The organism is Luteibacter sp. 329MFSha (assembly GCF_900111665.1).
Classification (GTDB): domain Bacteria; phylum Pseudomonadota; class Gammaproteobacteria; order Xanthomonadales; family Rhodanobacteraceae; genus Luteibacter.
The window spans coordinates 254,038-277,580 of the sequence record NZ_FOJE01000002.1 but is presented as its reverse complement, the minus strand read 5'-3'; the positions used below and the strand labels follow the sequence as shown (position 1 = coordinate 277,580).

Sequence of the window (23,543 nt, the reverse complement as noted above, 5' to 3'; positions counted from 1 at the left end):
CAATTGCGATTTCCGCTGGGGCGAAAAGCATTTTCAATGCCGCGCTGCGTCATGGTCGGCGGCGGCGATCCCTGCTACTTTCATCGGTCATGAAACCGCACCGCATCGCCCTGCTGTTCAACGCCAACAAGGTCTACGACCGCCAGGTGATCGCCGGCATCGGCCATTACCTGAACAGCACGCGCGTGGAATGGGACCTCTTCATGGAAGAGGATTTCCGCACCCGCATGCGCGACATCCAGCAATTCCGCGGCGACGGCATCATCGCGGACTTCGACGATCCGGAAGCCCCCGAAGCCCTGCGCGACCTGCACATCCCGGTCGTCGCGGTCGGCGGCTCCTACCACGACCCGTCCGCGTACCCGGTCGGCATTCCGTACATCGCCACCGACAACGCCCGGCTGGTGCGGCTCGCCTACGATCACCTCATCGAGCAGGGCCTCGGCCGTTTCGCGTTCTATGGCATCCCCCCGCATCCCGGCAGCCGCTGGGCGCAGGAACGCGAGCACGCGTTCCGCGCGATCGTCGCGGAGGAAGCCGTCGACGCCGTGGTCTACGACGGCGCGTCCACCAGCGCCGGCGGCTGGGGCGAGGCCGTCGAGGCGCTGGTCGCGTGGCTCGACGCCCTGCCCAAGCCCATCGGGATCGTCGCGGCCACCGATGCGCGCGCCCGCCAGCTGCTGCAGGCCTGCGTGATCGGCGACTTCGCGGTGCCGGAACAGATCGCGATCGTGGGCATCGACAACGATCCCATGGCGCAGCTGCTGACGCGCATCCCACTCACCTCGGTGATCCAGGGCGCGGAAGAGATGGGTCGCACCGCGGCGCACCTCCTGCACCAGATGCTGCGTGGCGTGGACTGCTCGACCACGCGCGTGCTCGTGCCCCCGGTCGGCATGAACGTGCAGGTCTCGAGCCGCTACCAGCCGATGCGCAGCCCGCACGTGATGCGCGCCAGCCACTACATCCGCCAGTACGGATGCCTCGGCATCAAGACCGAGCAGGTGGCGGACTATGTCGGCGTCTCGCGCACGGTGCTGGAAGAGCACTTCAAGCGGGAGCTGAAGCAGACCGTCCACCAGGTGATCCTCAAGCACAAGCTCGACACCGCCTGCGACCTCATCGCGAACACCGACACACCGTTGGCCGACGTCGCGCTGCGCTGCGGCTTCACGTCGCTGCAATACATGTATGCGGTATTCCGGCGCGAGTACGATTGCACGCCGCGCCAGTACCTCGACCTCCATCGCAAGGCGGCGGCCACCTGACCGCCTCCACGGATCGTTCCATGCCCGTTTCCACCGCCACCGCCTGGGGCCAGCTTCCCGACGGCACACCCCTGCACCGCTGGACCCTGCGCAACGCGCGCGGCGGCCAGGTCGAGATAAGCGACCTCGGCGCCACGCTGCTCTCGTGGCAATCGCCCGATCGCCATGGCCGCCTGGGCGAGGTGGTGCTCGGGCACCCCACCGCGCAGCATTACCTCGATTCCAACGCGTACATGGGCGCCGTGGTCGGGCGCTGGGCCAACCGCATCCGCGGCGGCCGATTCCGCCTGGACGGCATCGACTACAAGGTCGACCGCAACGACGGCGGCAATCACCTGCACGGTGGCCACGACGGGTTCCATCGCCATCGCTGGGACGCCGATACCGATGGCGACGATCTGGTCCTGCGGCTGGTGTCGCCCGAGGGCGACGGCGGTTTTCCGGGCGAGGTGCGCGTGGATCTGCGCGTCCGGCTCGAGGACGACGGGACGCTGGACCTGCGCTACGAGGCGACCAGCGACGCGCCGACGCCCCTTAGCCTCACCGCGCACCCGTACTTCAACCTCAACGACCGGCGCCCGGACATCCGCGATCACGTGATCCGCATCGACGCCGACGAGTTCCTCGCAATCGACGCCGGCGCCATTCCCGTCGGCAGGCAACACGTGGCCGGCACGGCGTTCGATTTCCGTGAGCCCGCGCCGATCGGCTCGCGGCTGCACTGGCCCGACCCGCAGCTGCGCCTCGTGGGCGGCTTCGACCATTGCTACGTCCCGCGGGGTCCGGCGGGCACGCTGCGCACCGTGGCGGTCGTCACCGAGCCCTCCAGCGGACGCCGCCTGACCATCGACACCGACCGCCCGGGCCTGCAGTTCTACAGCGGGCAGAAGCTGACCGGCCAGACGGGCCGCCATGGCGACACGTACGGGCCGTTCGCCGGATTCGCGCTCGAAGCCCAGGCGTTCCCGGACCAGGTGAACGGGCCGGACGCGGACGGCGCGATCCTGCGGCCGGGCGTGGTCTGGCGCCAGCACACGCGGTACAGGGTCGATACGCCCTGATCGCCCCCTCGTAGGAGCGCGCCCTGCGCGCGACATGTGTTCGCGGAAGCTGCGAGCTGGCGCGCCAGCTCGGGGTCACGGCCTCAAAACATGTCGCGCGCAGGGCGCGCTCCTACGGGCGGCGGCGGGCATTACAATGCCCGCATGTCATTAATCCAATTGCTCAACGTCGACTTCAGCGTCGGCGGCCCGCTCCTGCTCGAACAGGTCGATCTTTCCCTCGATACCGGTGAGCGCGTCTGTATCGTCGGCCGCAACGGCGCCGGCAAGTCCACGCTGCTGAAGCTGATCGCGGGCGAGCTGCATCCCGACGACGGCGAGATCCGCCTGCAGGGCGGCACGCGCATCGCGCGGCTCACGCAGGAAGTGCCGCAGGACACCACGGGCAGCGTCTTCGACGTGGTGGCGGACGGCCTGGGCGAGCTCGGCCATCTGCTCGCGCGCTACCACCACCTGATCGAGCAGGGTGACATGGACGCCCTCGGCGATGTCCAGGCGAAGATCGAGGCGCAGAACGCCTGGGATCTGGACTCGCGCATCGAGCAGGTCATCGAGCGGCTGGAGCTGCCCGCGCACAGCGACTTCTCCGAGCTGTCGGGCGGCATGAAGCGTCGCGTGCTGCTCGGCCAGGCGCTGGTGCGCGATCCGAACCTGCTCCTGCTCGACGAGCCGACGAACCACCTCGACATCGAGGCCATCGCCTGGCTCGAGGGCTTCCTCAAGAGCTTCGGCGGCAGCATCGTCTTCATCACCCATGACCGCAGCTTCCTGCGCTCGCTCGCAACGCGCATCGTCGAGATCGATCGTGGCCAGGTCACCAGCTGGCCCGGCGACTACGACAACTACCTGCGCCGGCGCGAGGAACGCCTGCACGCCGAAGCCCAGGCCAACGCGCACTTCGACCGCAAGCTGGCGCAGGAAGAGGTCTGGATCCGCCAGGGCATCAAGGCACGCCGCACCCGCAACGAGGGTCGCGTCCGCGCGCTGAAGGCGCTGCGTCGCGAGCGCATGGAGCGCCGCGAGCAGGCGGGCAACGCGAAGATCACGCTGGCCACCGCGCAGGCGTCGGGCCGCAAGGTGATCGACGCGAAGCACGTGACCCAGGCCTATGGCGGCCGCACGCTGCTGCGCGATTTCTCGACCACCATCATGCGCGGCGACCGCGTCGGCATCATGGGTCCGAACGGCGCCGGCAAGTCGACGCTGCTGAAGATCCTGCTCGGCGAGCTGGTGCCGCAGGACGGCGAGGTCACGTTGGGCACGGGCCTGCAGATCGCGTATTTCGATCAGCACCGTTCCATGCTCGACGACCGCATGAACGCGCTGGACAACGTGGCCGAAGGCCGCGAATACATCGAGCTCAACGGACAGCGCAAGCACATCATCGGCTACCTGCAGGATTTCCTGTTCTCGCCCGAGCGCGCCCGCGCGCCGATCACGCGCCTCTCCGGTGGCGAGCGCAACCGTCTCCTGCTCGCGAAGCTGTTCGCGCAGCCGTCCAACCTGCTGGTGATGGACGAACCGACCAACGACCTCGATGTCGAGACGCTGGAGCTGCTGGAAGAACTGCTCAACGAGTACACCGGCACGCTGCTGCTCGTCTCGCACGACCGCGACTTCATCGACAACGTCGTGACGAGCACGCTGGTGCTGGAGGGCGACGGCGAGGTCGGCGAGTACATCGGCGGCTACAGCGACTGGCTGCGACAGAAGCCCGTCGTGGCGGCGGCCCGCCAGGCGGCGAAGGCCGCCGCGCCGGCGCCCGCTCCGGCTCCCGCGCCGGCCGTGGCCGCGGCGAAGAAGAAGCTTTCGTTCAAGGAACAGCGCGAGCTGGAGCTGCTGCCCGCGAAGCTGGAAGCGCTGGAATCGGAAATCGCCCGCCGGACCGAGGCGATGAACGATCCGAAATACTTCCAGCAGGACGCCGCGGCCATCACGCGCGGCAACGACGAGCTGGCGAAGCTGCAGGCCGAACTCGATGCGGCGTTCGCGCGCTGGGAAGAGCTCGAGGGCTGAGGCGGCAGGCTTTCGTAGGAGCGCGCCCTGCGCGCGACATGTTTCGAGGCCAGGAGCCGCAGGGCCTGATCCTCTTCGCGAAAAACTGTCGCGCGCAGGGCGCGCTCCTACGGGTTTCGCGCTAAAGGCGGAACACCTCGACCACCCGCGAGAGCTCGGCCGCCTGGTCTTCCAGGCTCTTCGCCGCCGCGGCCGCTTCTTCCACGAGCGCGGAATTCTGCTGCGTGGAATCGTCCATGCGCGACACCGCGTGGTTGATCCGGCCGATCTGTTCGGACTGCTCGCCCGACGCGCGGCTGATGTTGCCCATCAGCTCCGCGACATCGCGGATGCGGCCGATCACGATCGCCATGTTCCGTCCGGCCTCCGTCACGAGGCCGTGGCCCGCGTCGACGCGGCCGACCGATTCGCCGATGAGCGAGGCGATCTCCTTCGACGCCGACGAACTGCGCTGCGCGAGGTTGCGCACCTCTTCCGCGACGACCGCGAAGCCCTTGCCCTGCTCGCCGGCGCGCGCGGCCTCCACGGCCGCGTTCAGCGCGAGGATGTTCGTCTGGAAGGCGATGCCGTTGATGATGTCGACGACGTCGGCGATCCGCTGCGACGACGCCTGGATGCCGTTCATCGCGTCGACCGCCTCCTGCATGGCACCGGCCTCCTGCTGGACCGCCACGCTCGCGTCGGTCGCCAGCGCGCTGGCTCGCGCCGAATGGCCGGCGTTGTCGCGCACCGTGCGCGTCAGCTGATCCAGGCTGGCCGCGGTGAGCTGCAGTTCGTGGGCCTGCGCTTCGGTGCGGGTCGACAGATCGGCGTTGCCCGCCGCGATTTCGGACGTGCTGCCCGCCATGCTGGCCGCCGCCTTGCGCACGGAGCGCGCGATGTCGCCAAGCCCGTCGCCGATGCCGTCGATGGAACGCATGAGCTGGCCGATCTCGTCGCGCCGCGTGGAGTCGAGCCGTGCCGTGAGGTCGCCTTCCGCGAGCCGGCGCGCCGCTTCGACGGCCTGCGCGAGCGGCTGCGTGACCCGACGGCGAATGGCGACGAAGACGAGCACCGCCAGCACGGCGACGAGCGCGATGCTGGTCGCGGCGGCGATACCGCGCATGCGACGCACCGGCGCGTACAGCTCGTCCATGTCGGCGATGCCGGCCACCAGCCAGTGCCACGCCGGATCGGTCGCGTAGACGGCCAGGCATTCGACGCGCGTGCCGTCCGCGTCGAGGCTGTAGCGCAGCTCGCCGGTACTCCCCGACAGCATCCGGCCGAAGACCGGCTGACCCTCGGCATCGAGCACCTTCAGCGCGGCGCCCGGCACCGCGGGGGCGCCCTTGAGCGACGGATCCACCACGAACGTGCCGTAGCGCTTGCCCGCCGCGGCGTCGACGACGGCGTAGTAACCGTTGCGGCCGATGCGGATCCCCGCGATCTCGTCCTGCAGCGCCTTCATCTCCTTGCCGATCTCCACGCCGATGAAGAACGCGCCGAGCACGTGACCCGCCTGGTCCTTGATGGGCTCGTAGCGGGTGACGAACGGACGATCGAACAGCACCGCCGGGCCGCCGTACGACGCACCGGTGAGCAGCAGCGGGAAGGCGGGATGCGCATGGTCGATCGACGTGCCGACCGCGCGTGAGCCGTCCTCCTTCTTCAGCGACGTCGTCACGCGGATGAAGTCGTTGCCGTCGCGGACGAAGAGCGTCGCGACCACATGCGCACGCGCGGAGAATTCGTCCGTCAGGGTGAAGTCGTTGTTCAGCGGTTTCCCGTCATGCAACAGCTGCGGCACCGTATGGCCGGCCATGGTCACGCGGTGCGTGTCGTCCACCGTGAAGCGGCCGGGGTAGTAGCTCTTGTAGACGTCGAGGAAACGGTCGGACTCGGCCAGCAGCGCGCCGCCGAACGTGTTCACCAGGGCGATGATGGCCCGGTTGCCGCGCGCGAGGTCTTCGCGCGCCCGCGCCTCCAGTTCCCGCGACGCCATCGTCGTGGTCACCACCGTCAGCAGCGCGATGCCCACGGCGACGATGCCCACCACCAGCAGGTTCAGCCGCGCGCCGACGCTCATGCCGCGCCGGAGGGCGCGATCACCGTTCTCGTTCATGGAAAGCCTTCAGACCAGACGGGCACGCGACGGTGCCCCGAACCGGCTGTTACGGCAGGTCCGGGCCGGTCTTTAGGCCTCAGCCCGTATTCTGAAGCCCCTGTGAGACGCCGTTCACACACGCGACCAGCGCCTTGAGCAGGGCCTCGTCCTTGCCGCCCGTGGCGCGCCAGCGCCGGAGCAGGTCGACCTGGAGCAGGCTCATCGGGTCCACGTACGGGTTGCGCAGGCGGATGGAGGTCGCCAGCCGGGGGTCGCCGGCCAGCAGTTCGTCGGCCCCCTTCAGCTTCAGCACCCAGCGCACGGTGCGCTCGAATTCCGCGCGGACCATCGGGAAGAAGCGCTCGTGGAGCGGCCCGGCCAACACCGAAAACGCCTCGGCGATGTCGATATCGGCCTTCGCCAGCACCATCTCGACGTCGTCGAGCATCGTGGAGAAGAACGGCCAGTCCCGCGCCATCTTCACCAGAGTGTCCTCGCCGCAGTCCTTCGCGACCGCGTCCAGGGCCGAGCCCAGCCCGTACCAGCCGGTGAGTACCGCGCGGCACTGCGTCCACGAGAACACCCAGGGGATGGCACGGAGGTCCTCGACGCCCTTCATGCTGCGCCGGCGCGCGGGACGGGAGCCGAGGGTCATCCGCTCGATCACGTCGATCGGCGTGGCGCCGCGGAAGTAGTCGACGAAGCCCTCGGTATCCACGAAGGCGCGGTAGGCCTTGCGGCTCTCGTCCGACAGGCGCGCCATCGTGTCCTTCCAGCCCGCCTCGCGCGCTTCCGCGTCGCGCGGACGCAGCGAGGCGCGCATCACGGCGCCGAGCGTCTGCTCGAGATTGCGCACCGCTAGCGCGCGGATGCCGTACTTGCGATGGATCACCTCTCCCTGCTCCGTCACGCGGAGCGTGCCGGCGACGGAGCCGCGCGGCGAGGCCATCAGCGCGGGCGTGATGCGCGAGCCGCCGCGGCTCGCCGACCCGCCGCGCCCGTGGAAGAACGCGACGCGGATGCCCGCCTTCGCCGCGACCTCGAGCAGTTCCACCTGCGCGCGCTGCAGGCTCCACTTCGAGGCGACGGTACCGCCGTCCTTGCCGCTGTCGGAGTAGCCAAGCATCACCCACTGGCGATCGCCCCGCGCCTTCAGGTGCGCGCGGTAGACAGGATCGTCGAGCAACGCCTGCAGGGTCTGCGCGCCGCCGCGGAGGTCGTCGATCGTCTCGAACAGGGGCGCCACGTCGAGCGGCACGCGGCCGTCTTCGAGCAGGCCGCCGCGGCGCGCGAGGGCGAGCACCGCGAGCACGTCGGCGGCGGTCTCCGCCATGCTGATGATGTAGAGGCCGGTCGCCTCGTGCCCGTAGCGCTTGCGCGAGTCGGCCAGCGTGGCGAACACGTCGCGGAGCATCCCCGCCGCCTCGTGTCCCTCGCCCGCCACGAAGCTGCGCTCGCCGGCCGCGAAGGGCCGCAGCGTCTTCACGCGCGCCGCGGTGTCGCGGTTCTGCCAGTCGGCGTCATCGAGCAGCGCGGCGAGCGCCTCGTCGTGCACGCGGGCATCCTGGCGCACGTCGAGGCGCGCGAGGTGGAAACCGAACGTGCGGGTGCGCCAGAGCAGGCGACCGACGGCGTAGGCACCCGCGTGCCGGCCGCTGTGGTTGACCAGGCTCCTTTCGATCAGCGCGATGTCGTCGATGAATTCGGCGGCGGTGGCGTAGCCCTCCTCGCCTTCGTCGAGCGTGGCCGCGAGGCGCGCGGCGACGAACGTGAGGAACGCGCGGTACGGCATGTCGCCATGGCGCGGCCGGATGCGCGCGGCTGCTTCGGGGAGGCGCTCGCGGTAGTCCTCGATGCGGCGCTGCAGCCGGTCGTCGAGCGTCACGCGATCCTGCGTCTGGCTGAGCAGGCGACCGAGCGCGACGATGTCCTCGACGTAGCGCTCCAGCACCAGCGTGCGCTGCGCGGCGAGCGTGGCCGCGATCGTTTCCGCGTTGACGTTCGGATTGCCGTCCATGTCGCCGCCCACCCAGGTGGCGAAGCGAAGGAGTCGCGGAACGACGACGTCCTCGCCATAGGTATCGGCGATCGCCTGCTGCATCGATTCGTAGAGGGCGGGCAGCACGCGGTAGATCGGACGGGAGATGTAGAAACCGACGTGGTCGAACTCGTCCTGCACGCTCGGCCGCACCGGCGACGCCTCGGCGGTCTGCCAGCCGGCGGACAGCGCCATGAGGATGCGGGCGTCGTCGTCGCGGAGCTCCTGCGGCGTGCGCGTCGGATCGAACTCGTCGACGAGCGCGCGCACGATCTCCTGTTCCTTCTCCAGCAGCGAGCGGCGCACCGCCTCGGTCGGATGGGCGGTGAACACGGGTTCGACGTCCAGGCGGTCGAGCAGCCGCGATAGCTCCTCCTTCGTGACGCCGTCCTTCTTCAGCAGGGCGAGCACGGCGGCGAGCGATTCGGGCTGGGGTGCCCCGCCCTCGCGCTGGTAGTCGCGACGGCGGCGGATGCGGTGCACGCGCTCGGCCGTGTTCACCGCCTGGAAATACGTGGCGAAGGCGCGGGCCAGCGATTCGGCGTCGGCGGCGTCCAGCCCGGTCAGCGAGTCCGCCAGGGCATCCACGGCGGCGCCGCTGCGCCGGCGGTGGATGGCGGCGGTCCGGACGTGCTCCACCCGCTCGAAAAACGCCTGGCCGCCCTGCTCCGCGAGCATCTGGCCGACCAGGGCGCCGAGGCGGCGTACGTCCTCGCGCAGGGGACCGTCGTGGGGCAGGAACTCGGGATCGCGTGCGGCTTCCATCGGTGTCTCACGTGGTATCGAAACCCCGAGAGTACCGAAAAAGATGTGTTCATCCCTGCATCCGGATTCCGCGATACAATCGCCGGACCGTTTTGCCCGCCGAGGGGCGCTGCGACCGTGGGTTCGACCCATAGGCCAGGCTCGGCGCGGCGTCCCACCAAACGGCGCCCCCGTGAATCTCCGGAGCTACGCCAGATGAACGCCGTCACCAAAGACACCGCCTTCCAGGATTACAAGGTCCGCGACATGTCGCTGGCCGACCTCGGCCGCCGCCGCATCCGCATGGCGGAAGAGGAAATGCCGGGCCTGATGCAGATCCGCGCCCGCTACGCCGGCGAGAAGCCGCTCAAGGGCGTCCGCCTCTCGGGCTCGCTGCACGTCACCAAGGAAACCGCCGTGCTCGCCGAGACGCTGCGCGAGCTGGGCGCCTCGGTGCGCTGGGCTTCCTGCAACATCTTCTCGACGCAGGACGACGTCGCCGCCGCGCTCGCCGCGGGCGAACTGCCGGTCTTCGCGTGGAAGGGCGAGACGCTCGAAGAGTACTGGGAGTGCACGCTCGACATGCTCACCCATCCGGGCGAGCTCGGCCCGCAGCTGATCGTCGACGACGGTGGCGACGCCACCCTCTTCATCCACAAGGGTGTCGAACTCGAAGACGGCAGCGACTGGGTCAACACCGCGAGCGGCAATCACGAAGAGCAGGTCATCAAGGACCTCGTCAAGAAGACCGCCGCCGCGCGTCCGGGCTGGTTCAAGAAGATCGCCGCCGAATGGAAGGGCGTGTCGGAAGAGACCACCACCGGCGTGCATCGCCTGTACCAGCTCGCCGAGGCCGGCAAGCTGCTCGTGCCCGCGATCAACGTCAACGACTCGGTCACCAAGAGCAAGTTCGACAACCTCTACGGTTGCCGTGAGTCGCTCGCCGACGGCATCAAGCGCGCGACCGACCTCATGATCGCCGGCAAGACCGCCGTCGTCTGCGGCTACGGCGACGTGGGCAAGGGCTGCGCGCATTCGCTCAAGGGCTTCGGCGCCCGCGTGATCGTGACCGAGATCGATCCGATCAACGCCCTGCAGGCCGCGATGGAAGGCTTCCAGGTCACCACCGTCGAAGACACCCTCGGTATCGGCGACATCTATGTCACCACCACGGGCAACAAGGACATCATCACGCTGGAACACATGGCGAAGATGAAGAACAACGCCCTGGTCTGCAACATCGGCCACTTCGACAACGAGATCCAGATCGACCGCCTGAACAACGCGAAGGACGTCAGCCGCGAGACGATCAAGCCGCAGGTCGACCGCTACACCTTCGGCGCCACGGGCAACAGCATCTACATGCTGGCGGAAGGCCGCCTGGTGAACCTCGGCTGCGCCCACGGCCACCCGAGCTTCGTCATGTCGAACAGCTTCTCGAACCAGACGCTGGCGCAGATCGACCTGTGGAAGAACAAGGACGCCTACGAGAAGACGGTCTACCGCCTCCCGAAGAAGCTCGACGAGGAAGTCGCCCGCCTGCACCTCGAGCAGATCGGCGTGAAGCTGACGGTGCTGACGCAGGACCAGGCCGACTACATCGGCGTGCCGGTGGAAGGCCCGTACAAGGCCGACCACTACCGCTACTGATCGAGGGGATTTCCCCGGATCGACAAGGGCGCCCTCGGGGCGCCCTTTTTTTTCGCCGTCCGTAGGAGCGCGCCCTGCGCGCGACATGTTTTGAGGCGAGGAGCCACACGGCCTGATGCGCTTCGCGAAACGCTGTCGCGCGCAGGGCGCGCTCCTACGGAGACGGCTAGCCATCTTTCCATCTGGATGGAAAGATATATACTTTGGCCATCCCTCCGAGGTCGCGCCATGCCCGCCATCAGCTTCGAGTTCTTCCCGCCCAAGACCGACGAGCAGCGCCAGCAGCTCGATAGCGCCGTGGGGCGCCTCAAGGGCCATGCTCCCGACTATGTCTCGGTGACGTTCGGCGCCGGTGGCTCGACGCTCAGCTACACGGACGAAACGGTGCGCCGGCTGCGCTCGGAGCACGCGCTTTCCGTCGCGCCGCATCTCTCGTGCATGGGCGGCACCCGCGCGGAGATCGGCGCCCTGCTCGACGCGTACAAAGCATCCGGCTGCCGACGCATCGTCGCGCTGCGCGGCGATCTGCCGTCCGGCATGGCCACGCCGGGCGACTTCCGTTACGCGGCGGAGCTCGTCGCCTTCATCCGCGAGCACAGCGGCGATCATTTCCACATCGAGGTCGCGGCCTATCCGGAAATGCACCCGCAGGCCGAGAACGCCCTCGCCGACCTGCGCCACTTCAAGGCCAAGGTGGATGCCGGCGCCGATGGCGCGATCACGCAGTATTTCTTCAACGCGGACGCCTATTTCCGCTTCGTCGACGACGTCACGAAGCTCGGCGTGAACATCCCCATCGTGCCGGGCATCATGCCCATCGCGAACTTCAGCCAGCTGCGCCGCTTCTCCGATCAGTGCGGCGCCGAGATCCCGCGCTGGATCGTCAAGCGCATGCAGGCCCACGGCGACGACGCGGGCGCGGTGCGCGAACTGGGGGCCGATGTCGTGGCCGAACTCTGCCAGCGGCTGCTCGACGGCGGAGCGCCCGGCCTGCACTTCTATACGATCAACCGTGCGCGGGCGACGACGTCGGTGCTGGAGCGCCTCGCCGCGCGTTGAGAACGTGCGCGCCGTCACCCTCCGCGCATGCGCGGAACGGGATGATGGCGCACCGTTCGCCACCGCGCCGCCCCCGTGATCCGCGCCATCGCCCTGCTGCTCCTGCTCTGCCTCGCCCTGCCCGCCGCCGCGCAAACGGCGATCCATCGATGCGTCGGCCAGGACGGGCGGCCGGTGTTCAGCGACCAGCCGTGCAGCGCGGTGGGCGCGGCGTCCCTCCTGCCCACCCCCTCGTCCGCCGCGAGCACGCCGGGCGTGCCGACCGCGGGCCTCCTCTGCGCCAAGGACATCGGTGAGCTGCGCGAGGGCATGGCCCAGGCGTTTGCCGCCCGCAGCGCCAACCGTATCGGCGGCCTCGTGCTCTGGAACGGCTACGGGAGCGCGGGCACCGTCGAGAACCTGCGCGCCATGGAGTCCCTGGTGCGGCAATCGCTCGTGGCGCTGGAAGGCGGCGAGGGCTCCGGCATCGACGCCGTGACGGCCCCTCCCGGCGCGCAAGGCCCCACCCGCCGCGCGCATTTCGCGGTGGTCCGCGATGCCGGCTGCCTCTGGCTGCGCCCTCCGGGCTGAGCCAGGTCTACCTGCCGGAAACACTGTGGGATGCCCGCCAGCGGGCTTCCCACATACTGCATCGCGCCATGTGGCGCCCCAACGTACCCGGTATCATGGGCGGTCCCCTACGGAGCGTACCCATGTCGCAGAACTACCCCGAATGGATCTGGCAGAACGGGCAGATCAAGCCCTGGCGCGATGCCACCGTCCACGTGATGGCGCACGCGCTGCATTACGGCTCGTCGGTGTTCGAAGGCATCCGCAGCTATGAAACGCCCGACGGCGCGGCCATCTTCCGCCTGACGGACCACCTCAAGCGCCTGTACCTCTCCGCGAAGATCTACGACATCGAGATCCCCTACTCGATGGACGAGCTGGCGGAAGCCTGCCGCGAGGTGATCCGCAGGAACAAGCTCAAGGCCGCCTACCTGCGCCCGGTCGCGTTCCGCGGTCTCGGCGGGTTCGGCCTCTCGGCCGACTGCCCCACCGACGTCGCCGTCGCCACCTGGCCCATGGGCCCGTACCTCGGACCCGAGGCCCTGCAGAACGGCATCGACGCCTGCGTGTCGAGCTGGCAGCGCTTCGCTCCGAACACGATCCCGGCGGGCGCGAAGGCCGGCGGCAATTACCTCTCCGGCCAGCTGATCGCGCGCGAAGCGCGTCGCCTCGGCTTCGGCGAAGGCATCGCGCTCGCGAACACGGGCCTCCTTAGCGAAGGCGCGGGCGAGAACCTGTTCCTCGTCTTCGACGGCGCGCTGCACACGACGCCGGCCAGCGCCTCGATCCTCACGGGCATCACGCGCCACACGCTGATGACGCTCGCCCGCGAGGAAGGCATCGACGTGATCGAACGCGACCTGCCGCGCGAATACCTCTACCTCGCCGACGAGATCCTGATGTGCGGCACGGCCGCCGAGGTCACGCCGATCCGCTCGGTGGACGGCAAGAAGATCGGCAGCGGCCAGGCCGGTCCGATCACCCGCCGCCTGCAGGAACTGTTCTTCGGCCTGTTCAACGGCAAGACGGCCGACCGCTGGGGCTGGCTCGAACCGCTGTAACCGCAGGCAGCACGTGGGAGCGGCCCTGGCCGCGACGCCGTTGGCGAAAGAGGGGCAGGAACTGTCGCTCTTCGCGAAAAGCCGTCGCGGCCAGGTCCGCTCCAACGACCTTAGTTGCAGAACCCGTTCGGGTACGACGACGAGCGATAGGCGTACAGCCAGCTCGTCTTGCCGCCGTCGTTGGCGATGTTCCAGCCGTTGCCGATCGAGCCGATCGCGGTGTTCAGCGTCTGCGAGCGCGTGAGCACCGGCGTCGTGAAGTAGTCGTCGGCGTCGGCGTCGACGCGGAACGACAGCTCCGCCACCGACGGTGTCGACGCGTTGTTGATGTACCACAGCGTCAGGGTGAACTCGGCGACCGACTGACCGATATCCGCCTCGGGACCGTCGTACTCCTGCTGCGTGACGGTCACGCCGGCCACCGGCGAGAGCGTGGCGGTCGAGATGTCCGATAGGGCCGACGCGCCGGGGAACTGCTTGATCAGCGCCGACACCGTCGTCGGCGTCGTGGTCGCATCCTGCTTCGTCGAGTGCGCGAGCACGAGGCTGCCCGGCGTCACGTCGGTTTCGAGCTTGGTGGACTTGTTCTTGCCGGCACCCGACACGTCGGTCCAGTACGAGAGTTCCTCGTCGGGATGACGGAACTTGAACTGGATGTCCGAATGATCGCCCGCACGGGTGCGCACCGTGTAGCCGCGGCCGTAGAGCGAGCAGCTGTGCGCGGTGTCGTAGTAAGCCAGCGTGTCGCGATCGCCCGCGCTGAAATTGCCCGAGATCGTCTTGTCGAACTTCAGCGCCGTCAGGCGCGTCGACACGTCTTTGAGCAGCTGCGCCGCGGCGGTCGACGGATTGGACGCGAAACGCGACGCGTCGAGGAGCACCTTGTACTCCTTGCTGTCGACATAGGCCGGGGTGTTCGCGTGACTGGTGGCCGCGCCGAGGAGCAGGGTGGCGGACAGCAGGGAGAGAACCGTACGTTTCATCATGCGCATGACCCTTCAGTGGTGGTGGGAGGCGGCGGTGGAACGCATGCCCGGCAAGGTGAGCCGGTACACGAGGATGCGGTTGTCGTTGTCGATGGCCGAGTCGCAGCGCTGGCCATCCATGACGCAGTGCTTCGCGACGAAATCGTTGTCGTTGCCGACGATGAGGAACCACTCGTCCGGATGTGCGGGATCGAGCGCGGACACCAGGTCCATCGCTTCCCACTTCTCGGACAGAAGCGCCTTGCCCGGCGACGCGGCGTCGATCGCGAGGCCGAACCGCGCCAGGTCCGCGGGATCGAGCAGATCGACCAGCGGCGTGGAGCTGGCGGGACGGATATTCGGACGCAGGTCGCCACCGGCGACGCGCACCGACGTGGTCGCCGTCTCGTATGCGGTGCCGGCGAGGTTCGTCGCGCCCGAGGTATCCACGAGCAGCACGCTCTTGAACACGATCGGACGATCGCCTTCGGCACCCCATCCCGCCCCGTCGCGAGCCAGCATCAGGAAGCGATGGTCGTCGAGCACCCGGATCTCGCTCTGCGCGGCGGTCCGGTTCGGCGTGCCGCCGGCGCCCTTGTCGTCGTACACCGGGAGTCGGACGACGTAGTGCGCGATCGGGCGCGAGGGCACGGCGTTCCGGCTCGTGTCGTAGACGAGCACGCGAGTCAGCGCGCGCCCCGAGGCATCGCCCGGAGCGCTGTCCTGCACGAGCGCGCTCTGCAGCACGACGAACAGACGCGTGCCGTCGGGCGACATCGCCATGCCTTCGACGCCCTGGTTGTTGCGACGACCCGTGGCGGGCGGCCGCAGCGACGTGAAGTCGGGCTTGCCGTTCGCATCGAGCGGTTGCACGGCACGCGGCGGAACGATCACGCCGTCGAGCCGACCGTCGGCACCGAAGCGGTACACGTTGGCGGCATACTCGTCGCCGACATAGAAGCCGCCATCGCGCGTGAACTGCAGCGATTCCGCGTCGAGCGATACCTTGCCCGCGCCTATGCCGCTGGCCGGCGCGGGAAGAACGATGCCACGTTCGCGGAGGGTACCGCCTCGCGGCTCGGCACCGGTGAACGGATTCCCGTTGAAATCGCGCAACACCGTGCCGCCCTCCGGCACGAGGTCGAAACGACCCTTGCCGTCGCTCGCGAGCGACAGGCGTACGCGGAAACGATGCATGCGTCCGCGGTAATCGAAGAAGACGTCGTGCTCGGGATCGTTGCGGCCGCGATCGGGAAGCGTCCAGAGCACGCCGGTATAGGTGTCGCCCTCACGCTTCCACGTGCCCGGCTCGATGCTCAGCGACGAGAACGAGCCTAGCGTGTCGCCGAGGAGATCCACCGTGCCGGCCGCGAGCGAGCCCGAGGCGACGAGACCGCGATCCACGTAGACCGTGCCGCCCGCCTCGACGGACCGCGGTAGCGGCGTCGAGGCGATATCCGGCCAGCGAACCTCGATGGCCTGCGCCGAGGCGCTGCCGATCACGACGATGGCGGCGAGCCCGGCGAGGACGCGCCGCATCAGAAGCGCACGTCCAGCGTGGCGAAGTACTGGCGCGGTGCCGACGCATGGAACACGTAGATCGTGCCGGTCGGGTCGGTGGGCGCGAACACGCTGGAGTCGAGATTGCTCGCGTAGCGCTTGTCGCCGAGGTTGGTGACGTTGAGCGAAAGGCGGACGCTCTTCGCGAACGAGGTCGCGCCGAAGTCGTAGCCACCCGAGAGATCCCACACGGTAAAGCCGCCGAAACCCCGGTCGTTGGTGTACGTGTAGAAACGCTCGCCGGTGTACTTGCCCCGAAGCGACGCGAACCACGCGCCCTGGGTCCAGTCGATCTGCGTCGCGAAGAGCTTCTTCGGCGTGTCCGTCTGGATCTTGCCCTTCGTAGGCTGGACGACACCGGCCTGCGTGTAGTCGCTCGCATAGGTCGAGCGGTTGAGCGAGGCGGAGTTGTACCAGCGCAGGTGATCCGTCGGCGTCCAGACGAACGTCAGTTCCACGCCGTGGCTGTCCACGCCGCCGACGTTGTAGAAGCGGTTCCCGCAACGCGGACCGACCGGCTGGCGGGAGTCGCACGGGTTGTACTGGAGGAGGCGGTTGTCGAAACGCACCTTGTACGCCGCGAGCGACGCCGCCACCGGGCCGCTCTCGATGCGATATCCCGCTTCGAGGCTGCGCGACTTCTCGGGCTTCAGGTCGCCCTGCGCATTCCAGATGGCCTGGCTCACGGCCTGCGGACCGAGCTTGAAGCCACCCTGGAACATGGCGATGTTCTTGGCGAAGCTCGCGAACACTTCCTGGCCTTCGGCGAGCTTGTAGCGCGCGCCGAACTGCGGGAGAAGCGCCTTGCTCGCGCTGAGCTTGCCGCTGGCGAACTGGTTGTTCGACGTGGGACTGATCGGGGTCAGCGCGACGCCGGGCAGCGCCGTCGCCTGCGACGTGACGTGGGGGCTCTTCACGCCGACGTCGACGGTGAGCGCGTCGTCGAGGAAGCGGATCGTGTCCTGCAGGAACGCCTGGCGCGTGTTCCACACGGTGCGCTGGTCGAACACGCCGATGTTCGGCGTCTCGTCGATACGGCCGCTGAGGTCGCGCGGACCGGTCACGTAGCTGCTGTAGCGCGACGCGCTGGAGACGTTGTGCTCGTACCAGACGCCGCCTTCGATGTGCTGGTTGGCGACGTCCCATGCGGCCGACAGGATCGCACCCGAGCGGTTGATCGTGTACAGCGTGTTGCGGAAGATGATGGGCAGCTGTCGGGCCGTGCCCGGGTACGAATACGTGCCGCTGTTCCAGTTGTGGCCCTCGCCCGCGTCCTCGTGGTGGTAGACCTGGGCGTGGATGGTGACCGCGTCGCTGGGGAAGAAATCGCCGGCGAGGTAGTAGAGATCGTCGTCGCGGAGGATCTGGCCCGCGGTGAACGCGCCGTCCGCGTCGGTGTCCGGACCGCTGCGATCGCACAGGCGCGCATTGAACGTGCCGCTGTTGCAGTACGCCTTGCCCACCGCCCGCTGCCAGTTCGGCGCGTAGCCGCCCCAGTCCCAGCCGAGGCCGCGCGCGAGCTCGCTCTTCGACAGGTAGAAATAGTCCGCCTGCGTGGTTCGCGAGGTGTCCGCGAAGCCGGTCAGGCGGGCCCAGTCGAAGTCCCAGACGGCCTTGCCGTTGAACTGCTTCGTGGTGGACTGGTTGTAGGCGCTCTGGTGATTGAACAGATCCGACTCGGTGCGCGCGCCGGACAGGTACAGCGAGAAGCCGTCGTATTCACCGCTGTCGAAGCGCGCGTACGTACGGCGATTATGGTCGCTGCCGAACGTCTGCGCGACACGGCCGCCCATCGTCTTCGACGGATCGTTCGACGTGTACGCGATGGTGCCGCCGAGGTTGCTGGTGGACGGCGTGCCGAGGTTGCCGATGCCTTCCGAGAGCTCCGCGCCGCCGAAATTTTCGGAGATGAGCGCGCGGCTGATCGAGAGGCCGTTGTAGTTGTTGTATGCGCTGTCGCCGAGCGGCATGCCGTCGAGCGTGTAGCCGAGACGCGTGCCGCTGAAGCCGCGCAGGCTCAGGGTCAGCGATTGCTCGTTCGTGCCCAGGGCATCGACCGACTGCGCGTTCACGCCCGGCAGCGTGTTGAGCACCTTCTGCAGGCTCGTGCCGGGCGGAAGCACCTTCTGCTCCGCGGGACGTAGACGCTGCACCTGGCGGGTTTCGCCGGTGCCGATCACGGAGACCGCGTCGAGCTCCTGCGCCTTGTCCCGCTTGGCCATCGAGGCGTCGGCGGTGGTATCGGTGTCCGTCGCGAACGCGCCGGAAGCGAAGGCCATGCCGAGAGCGGCGGCCAGGATGGTGGGCTTGAACAAGAGCGACGTCCCTTCTCACGCTGGCGCGCTGCGGCGTCGCTCCCCTGAGCCTGCCCGACACGCGCCGTGAAGCGGTGCATGGTCGGACGTCCAAATGAAATCCTGATGACAGCCGGGATGACGGTTCGCTGTCGCTAGCCAAAATCGATCGCGACCACCTCGGGCGGCGGGGCGGAGGGCGACGCCGAGCGCCCGGTGCTCTCTTCAGGGATCAATTAATCCGTCCCATTCACGGACCTACATGACGCTCCAGTCAGGAGTCTCGTGGGCATTATTCTGCGCATCACCGGGTTCGCTATCATCCGGCGGACTGAACGCAACGAATGCGTCATCGTCGTATAGATTCACTGTCTCAACGTCGTCGATACATAGTGCCTTCAGGAACTTGCCGAGATCGAGCGCGTCTCCGCCCGCCGCCGCGTTGACAATGTAGTCATAGGTTTCTTCGTAGTCGGTAGTCGGGATCACCGCCAAAGTGTCCTTGTCCCGATAGCCACTCCAAGCTGGAAGCAGCGTAATAAACGTCTTGACTTCAGCGCGCATAGGAAGCGCGAACTCAATAAAACCCACGTAGACCTTACGATTCTTCATGCAGATCATCACGGGCTGAGGCGAGACATGCTCACTTTCGACCAAGTAAGCAGATGGCACTCGTACGAACGGAAGCCGTGACAGTAGCCCCTGAATTCTATGCCATCCAATAAGGCCTAGCGCGAGATGTCGCCAAGGATGGCGCCTTACCGCGTGGCTCGGCTTGACCGGATAGGCGCTCCTAAAGAGAACCTCTTCGAGCTTGTTGAATTGGCCAGCCGCGTACAGCCAGAGTGGTGCTCGCGACTTCGTCCACGCCTTGTTAAACCAATGCCGAAGGACGAAGCCAAGGATGAACGCCAGTACCGCAGTACCGATACCAGGAAAGGGCACGACGCTATGGAGTTTAGCCCAGCATGCCTGGCCAAATTCGGTGAGGGCGAGCAAGAAGGCGATCGTCCTTGCTATGACAAGCAGTACCGCACCCGCTACAGCGGACAAGAACACCATGTGTTCTTTCGGATGGCGCGAAGCCCAGTAACACGTCAGATAGGTATGATTTACAAATATGTATCCGCCGAGGAGCGGAAGGATCAGCTGGTTGAATGGCACGCGTCCTTGCCTCGCCGCACTACTTCTTTGCCTTAGACACAGGAGGCTTGGCCTTCGAGCCAAATGCCGACTTCGTTAATTCTCTGAACCGGCGTCGGCCGTCTTCCGTGCGCAGAAAGCTCTCCACATCTACGGACATGCCAGACCCGTCGAATCTCGCATACGAGTTCTTTGTGGCCGCGAAGTAACCGCTGCGTTTGGTGTCCTTCTTGATCGCACCCATGACGGCACTCCTTGATGCAGGAACAAATACACAGATGACTTGAGCGCAGAGAGCGCTCAGGGCGAAATGGTACTACCAGCCCAGGCCCCATGCTGTCGGACAAGCCCTCACCCACTGCCAGCGCCCGACGGAAGGATGCAGGCGATGAAGAAAAGTCAATCAATACAGACAATTAATTGCAGATTAGCGGAAATCGATCGTCGAGATGGCGCCGGCCATCTCGGGGCGCGGGCGCAGGGAGACGTCCCAGCCGTACAGCTCGCACAGGCGGCGCACGATCGCGAGGCCGAGGCCGGCACCGCCGCCCGTGGCGCTTTCGCCGCGGATGCCGCGCTGGAACAGCTTCTCGGCGTCCTCCGGCTTGATGCCCGGTCCGGTGTCGATGACGTCGATGCGGCCGTCCATGACGCGCACGGTCACCATGCCTTCCATCGTGTACTTGATCGCGTTGCCGATCAGGTTGGTCAGCGCCACGGAGAGCACCGACGCGGGCGCGTTGACCGTGACCGAGCCATCGGCGATGAGTTCGATCTCGATCGGCTTGCCGCCCATCTGCGGCCGCTGGCTCTCGATCACGTCCGCGGCCACCTTCGCCACATCCGTGGTCTCACCGCGCGTCGGGCCGCGGCGCTCGGCGCGCGAAAGCAGCAGCAGCGCCTCGATCAGCTCGGTCGCCTGCCGCGACGCGCGTTCGATGCGCTTCAGGCGCTCGCGCAGCTTGTCCGTGAGGTCGGGCGAACCCTGTAGGAGCTCGGTCGTGCTCGCGATGACGGCGAGCGGCGTGCGCAGCTCGTGGCTCACGTCGGAATTGAATTCGCGGTCGCGTTCAACGACCGAGGTCAGGCGCATCGCGTACTCGTCGAGCGCCACCGCCAGCTCGCCGACCTCGTCGTCGGCGAAATGCGGCGCGAGCGCCTCGGCCTTGCCGACGCGGCGGAAATCGCGCAGGCGCTTCGCCAGATCGGTGACGGGACGCAGCACGCGCGACGACAGCCAGACACCGATCACCAGCGAGAGCAGGCCGAAGAGGAACACCGCCGCGATGACGCTGGTGAGCAGCTGCCGCTTGCCGAGTTCGTCGCGCGACACGTCGAACTGCAGGAAGCTGATGATGCCGCCCTCGCGCCGCACGGCCACCTTGTAGTGATGGCTCTTGCCGTCGCTACCGGTCTCGTGCAGGTCGTGCACGCCCGTCTCCAGCGACTGCCAGTTGAGCGGCGCCTTGTAGATCGTGCGATCGCTGAACGTCGCGCCCTTGACGATCTCGAACGGCGGTCGCTCGTTCGGGTTCGCGCGCACCTTCGCGTTGAGCGAATCGACCTCGTCCTGCAGCGCGGAGTTGATCAGCTGTTCCTCGACGCGCTCGCGGATGTTGAGCGCCGCGTACGCGAAGAGCGCGCTCAGCCCGAAGCCGAACAGCGTGAACGTGACGATCAGGCGGAAACGGAGCTTACGTCTGGACCGCATCCGGATCGACCATGCGATATCCGATACCGTGACGCGTGTGGATCAGCGGTTTCTCGAAGGGTTTGTCGATGGCCGCGCGCAGGCCGTGGATATGGACGCGCAGCGAGTCGGAATCCGGAAGCTCCTCGCCCCAGACCCGTTGCTCGAGGTCCTGGCGCGTGACGACCGACGGGCTGGCCTCCATCAACGCCTGCAGGAGCTTCAGGCCGATGGGGTTCAGCTGGATCGACTTGCCTTCGCGGGTGACGGTGAGGGTGTCGAGGTTATAGGTGAGTCCGCCGACCTTCAGAACACGGCTCTGCGGGCCCTTGCCGCGACGCGCCAGCACTTCCAGGCGCGCGGCCAGTTCCTGCAGGGCGAACGGCTTGGTCATGTAATCGTCGGCGCCGGACTCGAAACCCGTGAGCTTGTGCTCCAGGGAGTCGCGGGCCGTGAGCATCAGCACGGGGGTCTGCTTGTGGGCCTCGTGGCGGAGCTTCTTCGCGACGTCCAGGCCGTCCATGCCCGGCAGGGTGAGGTCCAGGACGATCACGTCGAAGTCATGGACGACGGCCAGGTGCAGCCCGGTGACGCCATCGCCGGCGAAATCGACGACGTGGCCGCGATCCTCGAGGTAATCCCCGATGTTGGTCGCGATGTCGGTATTGTCTTCGATGACCAGAACGCGCATGCGGGGCACTCCGATTGTGCGGTCGCTTTGAGTCTTATGAGTATTGCGACTGCAAGCTTAACGGGGAATGCGTGAAGCGGACAGCACCGGGCGGGGCGGCGCCTAAAAGAGAGGCCCGGGCGAGGAACCCCGCCCGGGCCGAAAGAACTACTGCCCCGATACCGTCACCCCGCGTCGCGGAATCACAGTGGCACCTTTATAGGGGACCGCCCTTTAAATCGCCGTTAACCCCTTCACGGCCCGGGCACGGCGGGGCTTCGGCACGACCGGCCGGTCGGCCAGGCGCGCCTCGCAATGGGCGACGATGGCGCCGGCCACGTCCACGCCGGTGCTGCCCTCGATGCCTTCGAGGCCCGGGGAGGCGTTCACTTCCAGCAGCAAGGGCCCGCGCGACGACCTGAGCAGGTCCACGCCGGCGACCTCCAGCCCGAGCGCCGAGGCGGCCCGGATGGCGACGCTGCGCTCCTCGTCGGTGAGCTCGACCGCGGCCGCGGTGCCGCCGCGATGGATGTTGGCGCGGAACTCGCCCGGAGCCGAGGAGCGCTGCATCGACGCGACCACCTGGTCGCCGACGACGAAGCAGCGCAGGTCCTGGCCGTTGGCTTCCTTGATGAACTCCTGGACGAGGAAGTTCGCGTAAAGGCCACGGAAGGCCTCGATGACGCTCTTGGACGCCGAGCGCTTCTCGGCGAGCACGACGCCGGTGCCCTGCGTGCCCTCGTTGAGCTTGATGACGTGCGGCGGCTCGCCGAGCATCGCGAGCAGGTCCGACGTGTCGTCGGGGTTGTCACCGAACGCGGTCACGGGCATGTCGATCCCCTGCACCGCCAGGATCTGCAGGCAGCGCAGCTTGTCCCGCGCGCGCAGCACGGCGTCGGACGGATTCGGCGTGAAGACGCCCATCAGTTCCAGCTGGCGCAGCACGGCCGTGCCGTAGAACGTGCTCGACGCGCCGATGCGCGGAATCACGCAATCGACGGGGCCCAGCGGCTTGCCCTTGAAGTGGATGGCGAACGACGCCGGCGCGATGCTCATGTAGCAACGCAGCGGGTCGATCACCCGGACGGTGTGCTTGCGCCGGCGCGCGGCCTCGACGAGGCGCTGGGTGGAATAGAGCCGCGCGTTGCGCGACAGGATGGCGATCTTCATGAAGGGTCCCGGACGGCCCGGCGCGGCGTCTGCGAGTAGGAAAGCGAAGGGTCGACCAGGAAGCGCCCGTCGAGCGCCGTCCGGCCAAGCAGGAGGGGAAACAGCATGTGCCGCCGGTCGGTCAGGTTCACTTCCGCGAGGAAACGGCGGCCGGCGAGTTCGACCTCGGCCTCGATGAACCAGCGCACCGACTTGTGCCCACCGGAGTCCGTCACCGTCCTGCGGCCGGTCGCCCTCGCCTCGCAAGGCGCCGAAAGGCCACCGCGGCGGGTCGTGCGCACCTGGAAACGCAGCCACGTGCCCGACTCGCGTTCGTCCACTTCCAGCCATTCGACATGCAGCGCCGACGAGCGCGCGCCGGTGTCGAGCTTCGCCTTGAGGACGGAGACGCCGAGCGACGGAAGTGCGAGCCGTTCGCGCCAGCCGAGGGTGATGACATCAGTCATGGGTCTGGAGCGACGGTGTGGGGGGACGACGATGGGACGCGGGGAACGACCCGTAGTTCGCGGCGGCTCGCCACGA

General features: G+C 67.6%; 17 protein-coding genes and 1 riboswitch. Of the genes, 7 read left to right on the top strand and 10 right to left on the bottom strand.

Going from position 1 to position 23,543, the window contains the following annotated elements:
- Positions 1-89 precede the first annotated feature (89 nt).
- The 3 genes from BMW54_RS12530 to BMW54_RS12520 all read left to right on the top strand — a co-directional run bounded on the left by BMW54_RS12530 (position 90) and on the right by BMW54_RS12520 (position 4,345).
- A complete protein-coding gene (locus tag BMW54_RS12530) occupies positions 90-1,268 on the top strand; it encodes a XylR family transcriptional regulator (protein WP_090056453.1) in 1,179 nt (392 codons plus the stop codon).
- 20 nt (positions 1,269-1,288) lie between these two features.
- Positions 1,289-2,329: an aldose epimerase family protein gene (locus BMW54_RS12525; protein ID WP_090056448.1), complete on the top strand. Its 1,041-nt coding sequence runs from the start codon at positions 1,289-1,291 to the stop codon at positions 2,327-2,329.
- Positions 2,330-2,473: 144 nt separating this feature from the next.
- A complete protein-coding gene (locus BMW54_RS12520) occupies positions 2,474-4,345 on the top strand; it encodes an ATP-binding cassette domain-containing protein (protein ID WP_090056446.1) in 1,872 nt (623 codons plus the stop codon).
- A 121-nt stretch (positions 4,346-4,466) separates the two neighbouring features.
- Here BMW54_RS12520 and BMW54_RS12515 read toward each other — a convergent pair whose 3' ends face one another.
- Complete coding sequence (locus BMW54_RS12515) at positions 4,467-6,446, bottom strand: methyl-accepting chemotaxis protein (RefSeq protein ID WP_090056443.1); 1,980 nt, start codon at positions 6,444-6,446, stop codon at positions 4,467-4,469.
- A 79-nt stretch (positions 6,447-6,525) separates the two neighbouring features.
- Positions 6,526-9,231, bottom strand: coding sequence for a phosphoenolpyruvate carboxylase (gene ppc, locus BMW54_RS12510; RefSeq protein ID WP_090056440.1), 2,706 nt, complete (start codon positions 9,229-9,231; stop codon positions 6,526-6,528).
- Positions 9,232-9,326: 95 nt separating this feature from the next.
- Positions 9,327-9,408, top strand: a riboswitch (S-adenosyl-L-homocysteine riboswitch).
- A gap of 18 nt (positions 9,409-9,426) precedes the next feature.
- Between ppc and ahcY the strand changes: the two genes are divergently transcribed.
- The 4 genes from ahcY to BMW54_RS12490 all read left to right on the top strand — a co-directional run bounded on the left by ahcY (position 9,427) and on the right by BMW54_RS12490 (position 13,529).
- Positions 9,427-10,860 carry an adenosylhomocysteinase gene (gene ahcY / locus BMW54_RS12505; RefSeq protein WP_090056437.1) on the top strand — a complete coding sequence of 478 codons (1,434 nt, stop codon included), beginning with the start codon at positions 9,427-9,429 and terminating at the stop codon, positions 10,858-10,860.
- A 228-nt stretch (positions 10,861-11,088) separates the two neighbouring features.
- Positions 11,089-11,919, top strand: coding sequence for a methylenetetrahydrofolate reductase [NAD(P)H] (gene metF, locus BMW54_RS12500; RefSeq protein WP_090056435.1), 831 nt, complete (start codon positions 11,089-11,091; stop codon positions 11,917-11,919).
- A 75-nt stretch (positions 11,920-11,994) separates the two neighbouring features.
- Positions 11,995-12,489, top strand: a complete 495-nt coding sequence (locus BMW54_RS12495) for a DUF4124 domain-containing protein (protein WP_090056433.1) — start codon at positions 11,995-11,997, stop codon at positions 12,487-12,489.
- Between the two features lie 122 nt (positions 12,490-12,611).
- Positions 12,612-13,529 (top strand): branched-chain amino acid transaminase, encoded by a 918-nt coding sequence (locus tag BMW54_RS12490; protein ID WP_090056430.1) that lies wholly within the window; start codon positions 12,612-12,614, stop codon positions 13,527-13,529.
- 110 nt (positions 13,530-13,639) lie between these two features.
- On the opposite strand, the gene BMW54_RS12485 is transcribed toward BMW54_RS12490, so the two are convergent.
- From BMW54_RS12485 to BMW54_RS12445, 8 genes are all read right to left on the bottom strand, one after another.
- A complete protein-coding gene (locus BMW54_RS12485) occupies positions 13,640-14,515 on the bottom strand; it encodes a hypothetical protein (protein ID WP_139206104.1) in 876 nt (291 codons plus the stop codon).
- A 12-nt stretch (positions 14,516-14,527) separates the two neighbouring features.
- The gene (locus tag BMW54_RS12480) at positions 14,528-16,033 is read right to left on the bottom strand and encodes an esterase-like activity of phytase family protein (protein WP_090056425.1); all 1,506 of its coding nucleotides are present in this window, start codon (positions 16,031-16,033) and stop codon (positions 14,528-14,530) included.
- Positions 16,033-18,333 (bottom strand): TonB-dependent receptor, encoded by a 2,301-nt coding sequence (locus tag BMW54_RS12475; protein WP_090057083.1) that lies wholly within the window; start codon positions 18,331-18,333, stop codon positions 16,033-16,035. Before BMW54_RS12475 ends, BMW54_RS12480 begins: the two co-directional genes overlap by 1 nt.
- Before the next feature lie 273 nt (positions 18,334-18,606).
- Positions 18,607-19,512: a hypothetical protein gene (locus tag BMW54_RS18555; protein ID WP_139206103.1), complete on the bottom strand. Its 906-nt coding sequence runs from the start codon at positions 19,510-19,512 to the stop codon at positions 18,607-18,609.
- A gap of 406 nt (positions 19,513-19,918) precedes the next feature.
- On the bottom strand, positions 19,919-21,202 hold the full coding sequence (locus BMW54_RS12460; protein ID WP_090056418.1) for a sensor histidine kinase: 1,284 nt from the start codon (positions 21,200-21,202) through the stop codon (positions 19,919-19,921).
- Positions 21,186-21,872: a response regulator transcription factor gene (locus BMW54_RS12455; RefSeq protein WP_072322110.1), complete on the bottom strand. Its 687-nt coding sequence runs from the start codon at positions 21,870-21,872 to the stop codon at positions 21,186-21,188. Before BMW54_RS12455 ends, BMW54_RS12460 begins: the two co-directional genes overlap by 17 nt.
- 213 nt (positions 21,873-22,085) lie before the next feature.
- Entirely contained in the window at positions 22,086-23,021 is a 936-nt protein-coding gene (gene rimK, locus BMW54_RS12450; RefSeq protein ID WP_090056416.1) for a 30S ribosomal protein S6--L-glutamate ligase, read from the bottom strand.
- Positions 23,018-23,467 carry an ATP-dependent zinc protease family protein gene (locus tag BMW54_RS12445; protein WP_090056415.1) on the bottom strand — a complete coding sequence of 150 codons (450 nt, stop codon included), beginning with the start codon at positions 23,465-23,467 and terminating at the stop codon, positions 23,018-23,020. Before BMW54_RS12445 ends, rimK begins: the two co-directional genes overlap by 4 nt.
- Positions 23,468-23,543: the final 76 nt, after the last annotated feature.

Excerpts from the sequence above, each read along its gene's own strand:
- BMW54_RS12530 (WP_090056453.1), top strand. The coding sequence starts at position 90 with ATGAAACCGCACCGCATCGCCCTGCTGTTCAACGCCAACAAGGTCTAC.
- BMW54_RS12525 (WP_090056448.1), top strand. The coding sequence starts at position 1,289 with ATGCCCGTTTCCACCGCCACCGCCTGGGGCCAGCTTCCCGACGGCACA.
- BMW54_RS12520 (WP_090056446.1), top strand. The coding sequence starts at position 2,474 with ATGTCATTAATCCAATTGCTCAACGTCGACTTCAGCGTCGGCGGCCCG.
- BMW54_RS12515 (WP_090056443.1), bottom strand. The coding sequence starts at position 6,446 with ATGAACGAGAACGGTGATCGCGCCCTCCGGCGCGGCATGAGCGTCGGC.
- ppc (WP_090056440.1), bottom strand. The coding sequence starts at position 9,231 with ATGGAAGCCGCACGCGATCCCGAGTTCCTGCCCCACGACGGTCCCCTG.
- ahcY (WP_090056437.1), top strand. The coding sequence starts at position 9,427 with ATGAACGCCGTCACCAAAGACACCGCCTTCCAGGATTACAAGGTCCGC.
- metF (WP_090056435.1), top strand. The coding sequence starts at position 11,089 with ATGCCCGCCATCAGCTTCGAGTTCTTCCCGCCCAAGACCGACGAGCAG.
- BMW54_RS12490 (WP_090056430.1), top strand. The coding sequence starts at position 12,612 with ATGTCGCAGAACTACCCCGAATGGATCTGGCAGAACGGGCAGATCAAG.
- BMW54_RS12485 (WP_139206104.1), bottom strand. The coding sequence starts at position 14,515 with ATGATGAAACGTACGGTTCTCTCCCTGCTGTCCGCCACCCTGCTCCTC.
- BMW54_RS12480 (WP_090056425.1), bottom strand. The coding sequence starts at position 16,033 with ATGCGGCGCGTCCTCGCCGGGCTCGCCGCCATCGTCGTGATCGGCAGC.
- BMW54_RS12475 (WP_090057083.1), bottom strand. The coding sequence starts at position 18,333 with ATGGCCTTCGCTTCCGGCGCGTTCGCGACGGACACCGATACCACCGCC.
- BMW54_RS12460 (WP_090056418.1), bottom strand. The coding sequence starts at position 21,202 with ATGCGGTCCAGACGTAAGCTCCGTTTCCGCCTGATCGTCACGTTCACG.
- BMW54_RS12455 (WP_072322110.1), bottom strand. The coding sequence starts at position 21,872 with ATGCGCGTTCTGGTCATCGAAGACAATACCGACATCGCGACCAACATC.
- rimK (WP_090056416.1), bottom strand. The coding sequence starts at position 23,021 with ATGAAGATCGCCATCCTGTCGCGCAACGCGCGGCTCTATTCCACCCAG.
- BMW54_RS12445 (WP_090056415.1), bottom strand. The coding sequence starts at position 23,467 with ATGACTGATGTCATCACCCTCGGCTGGCGCGAACGGCTCGCACTTCCG.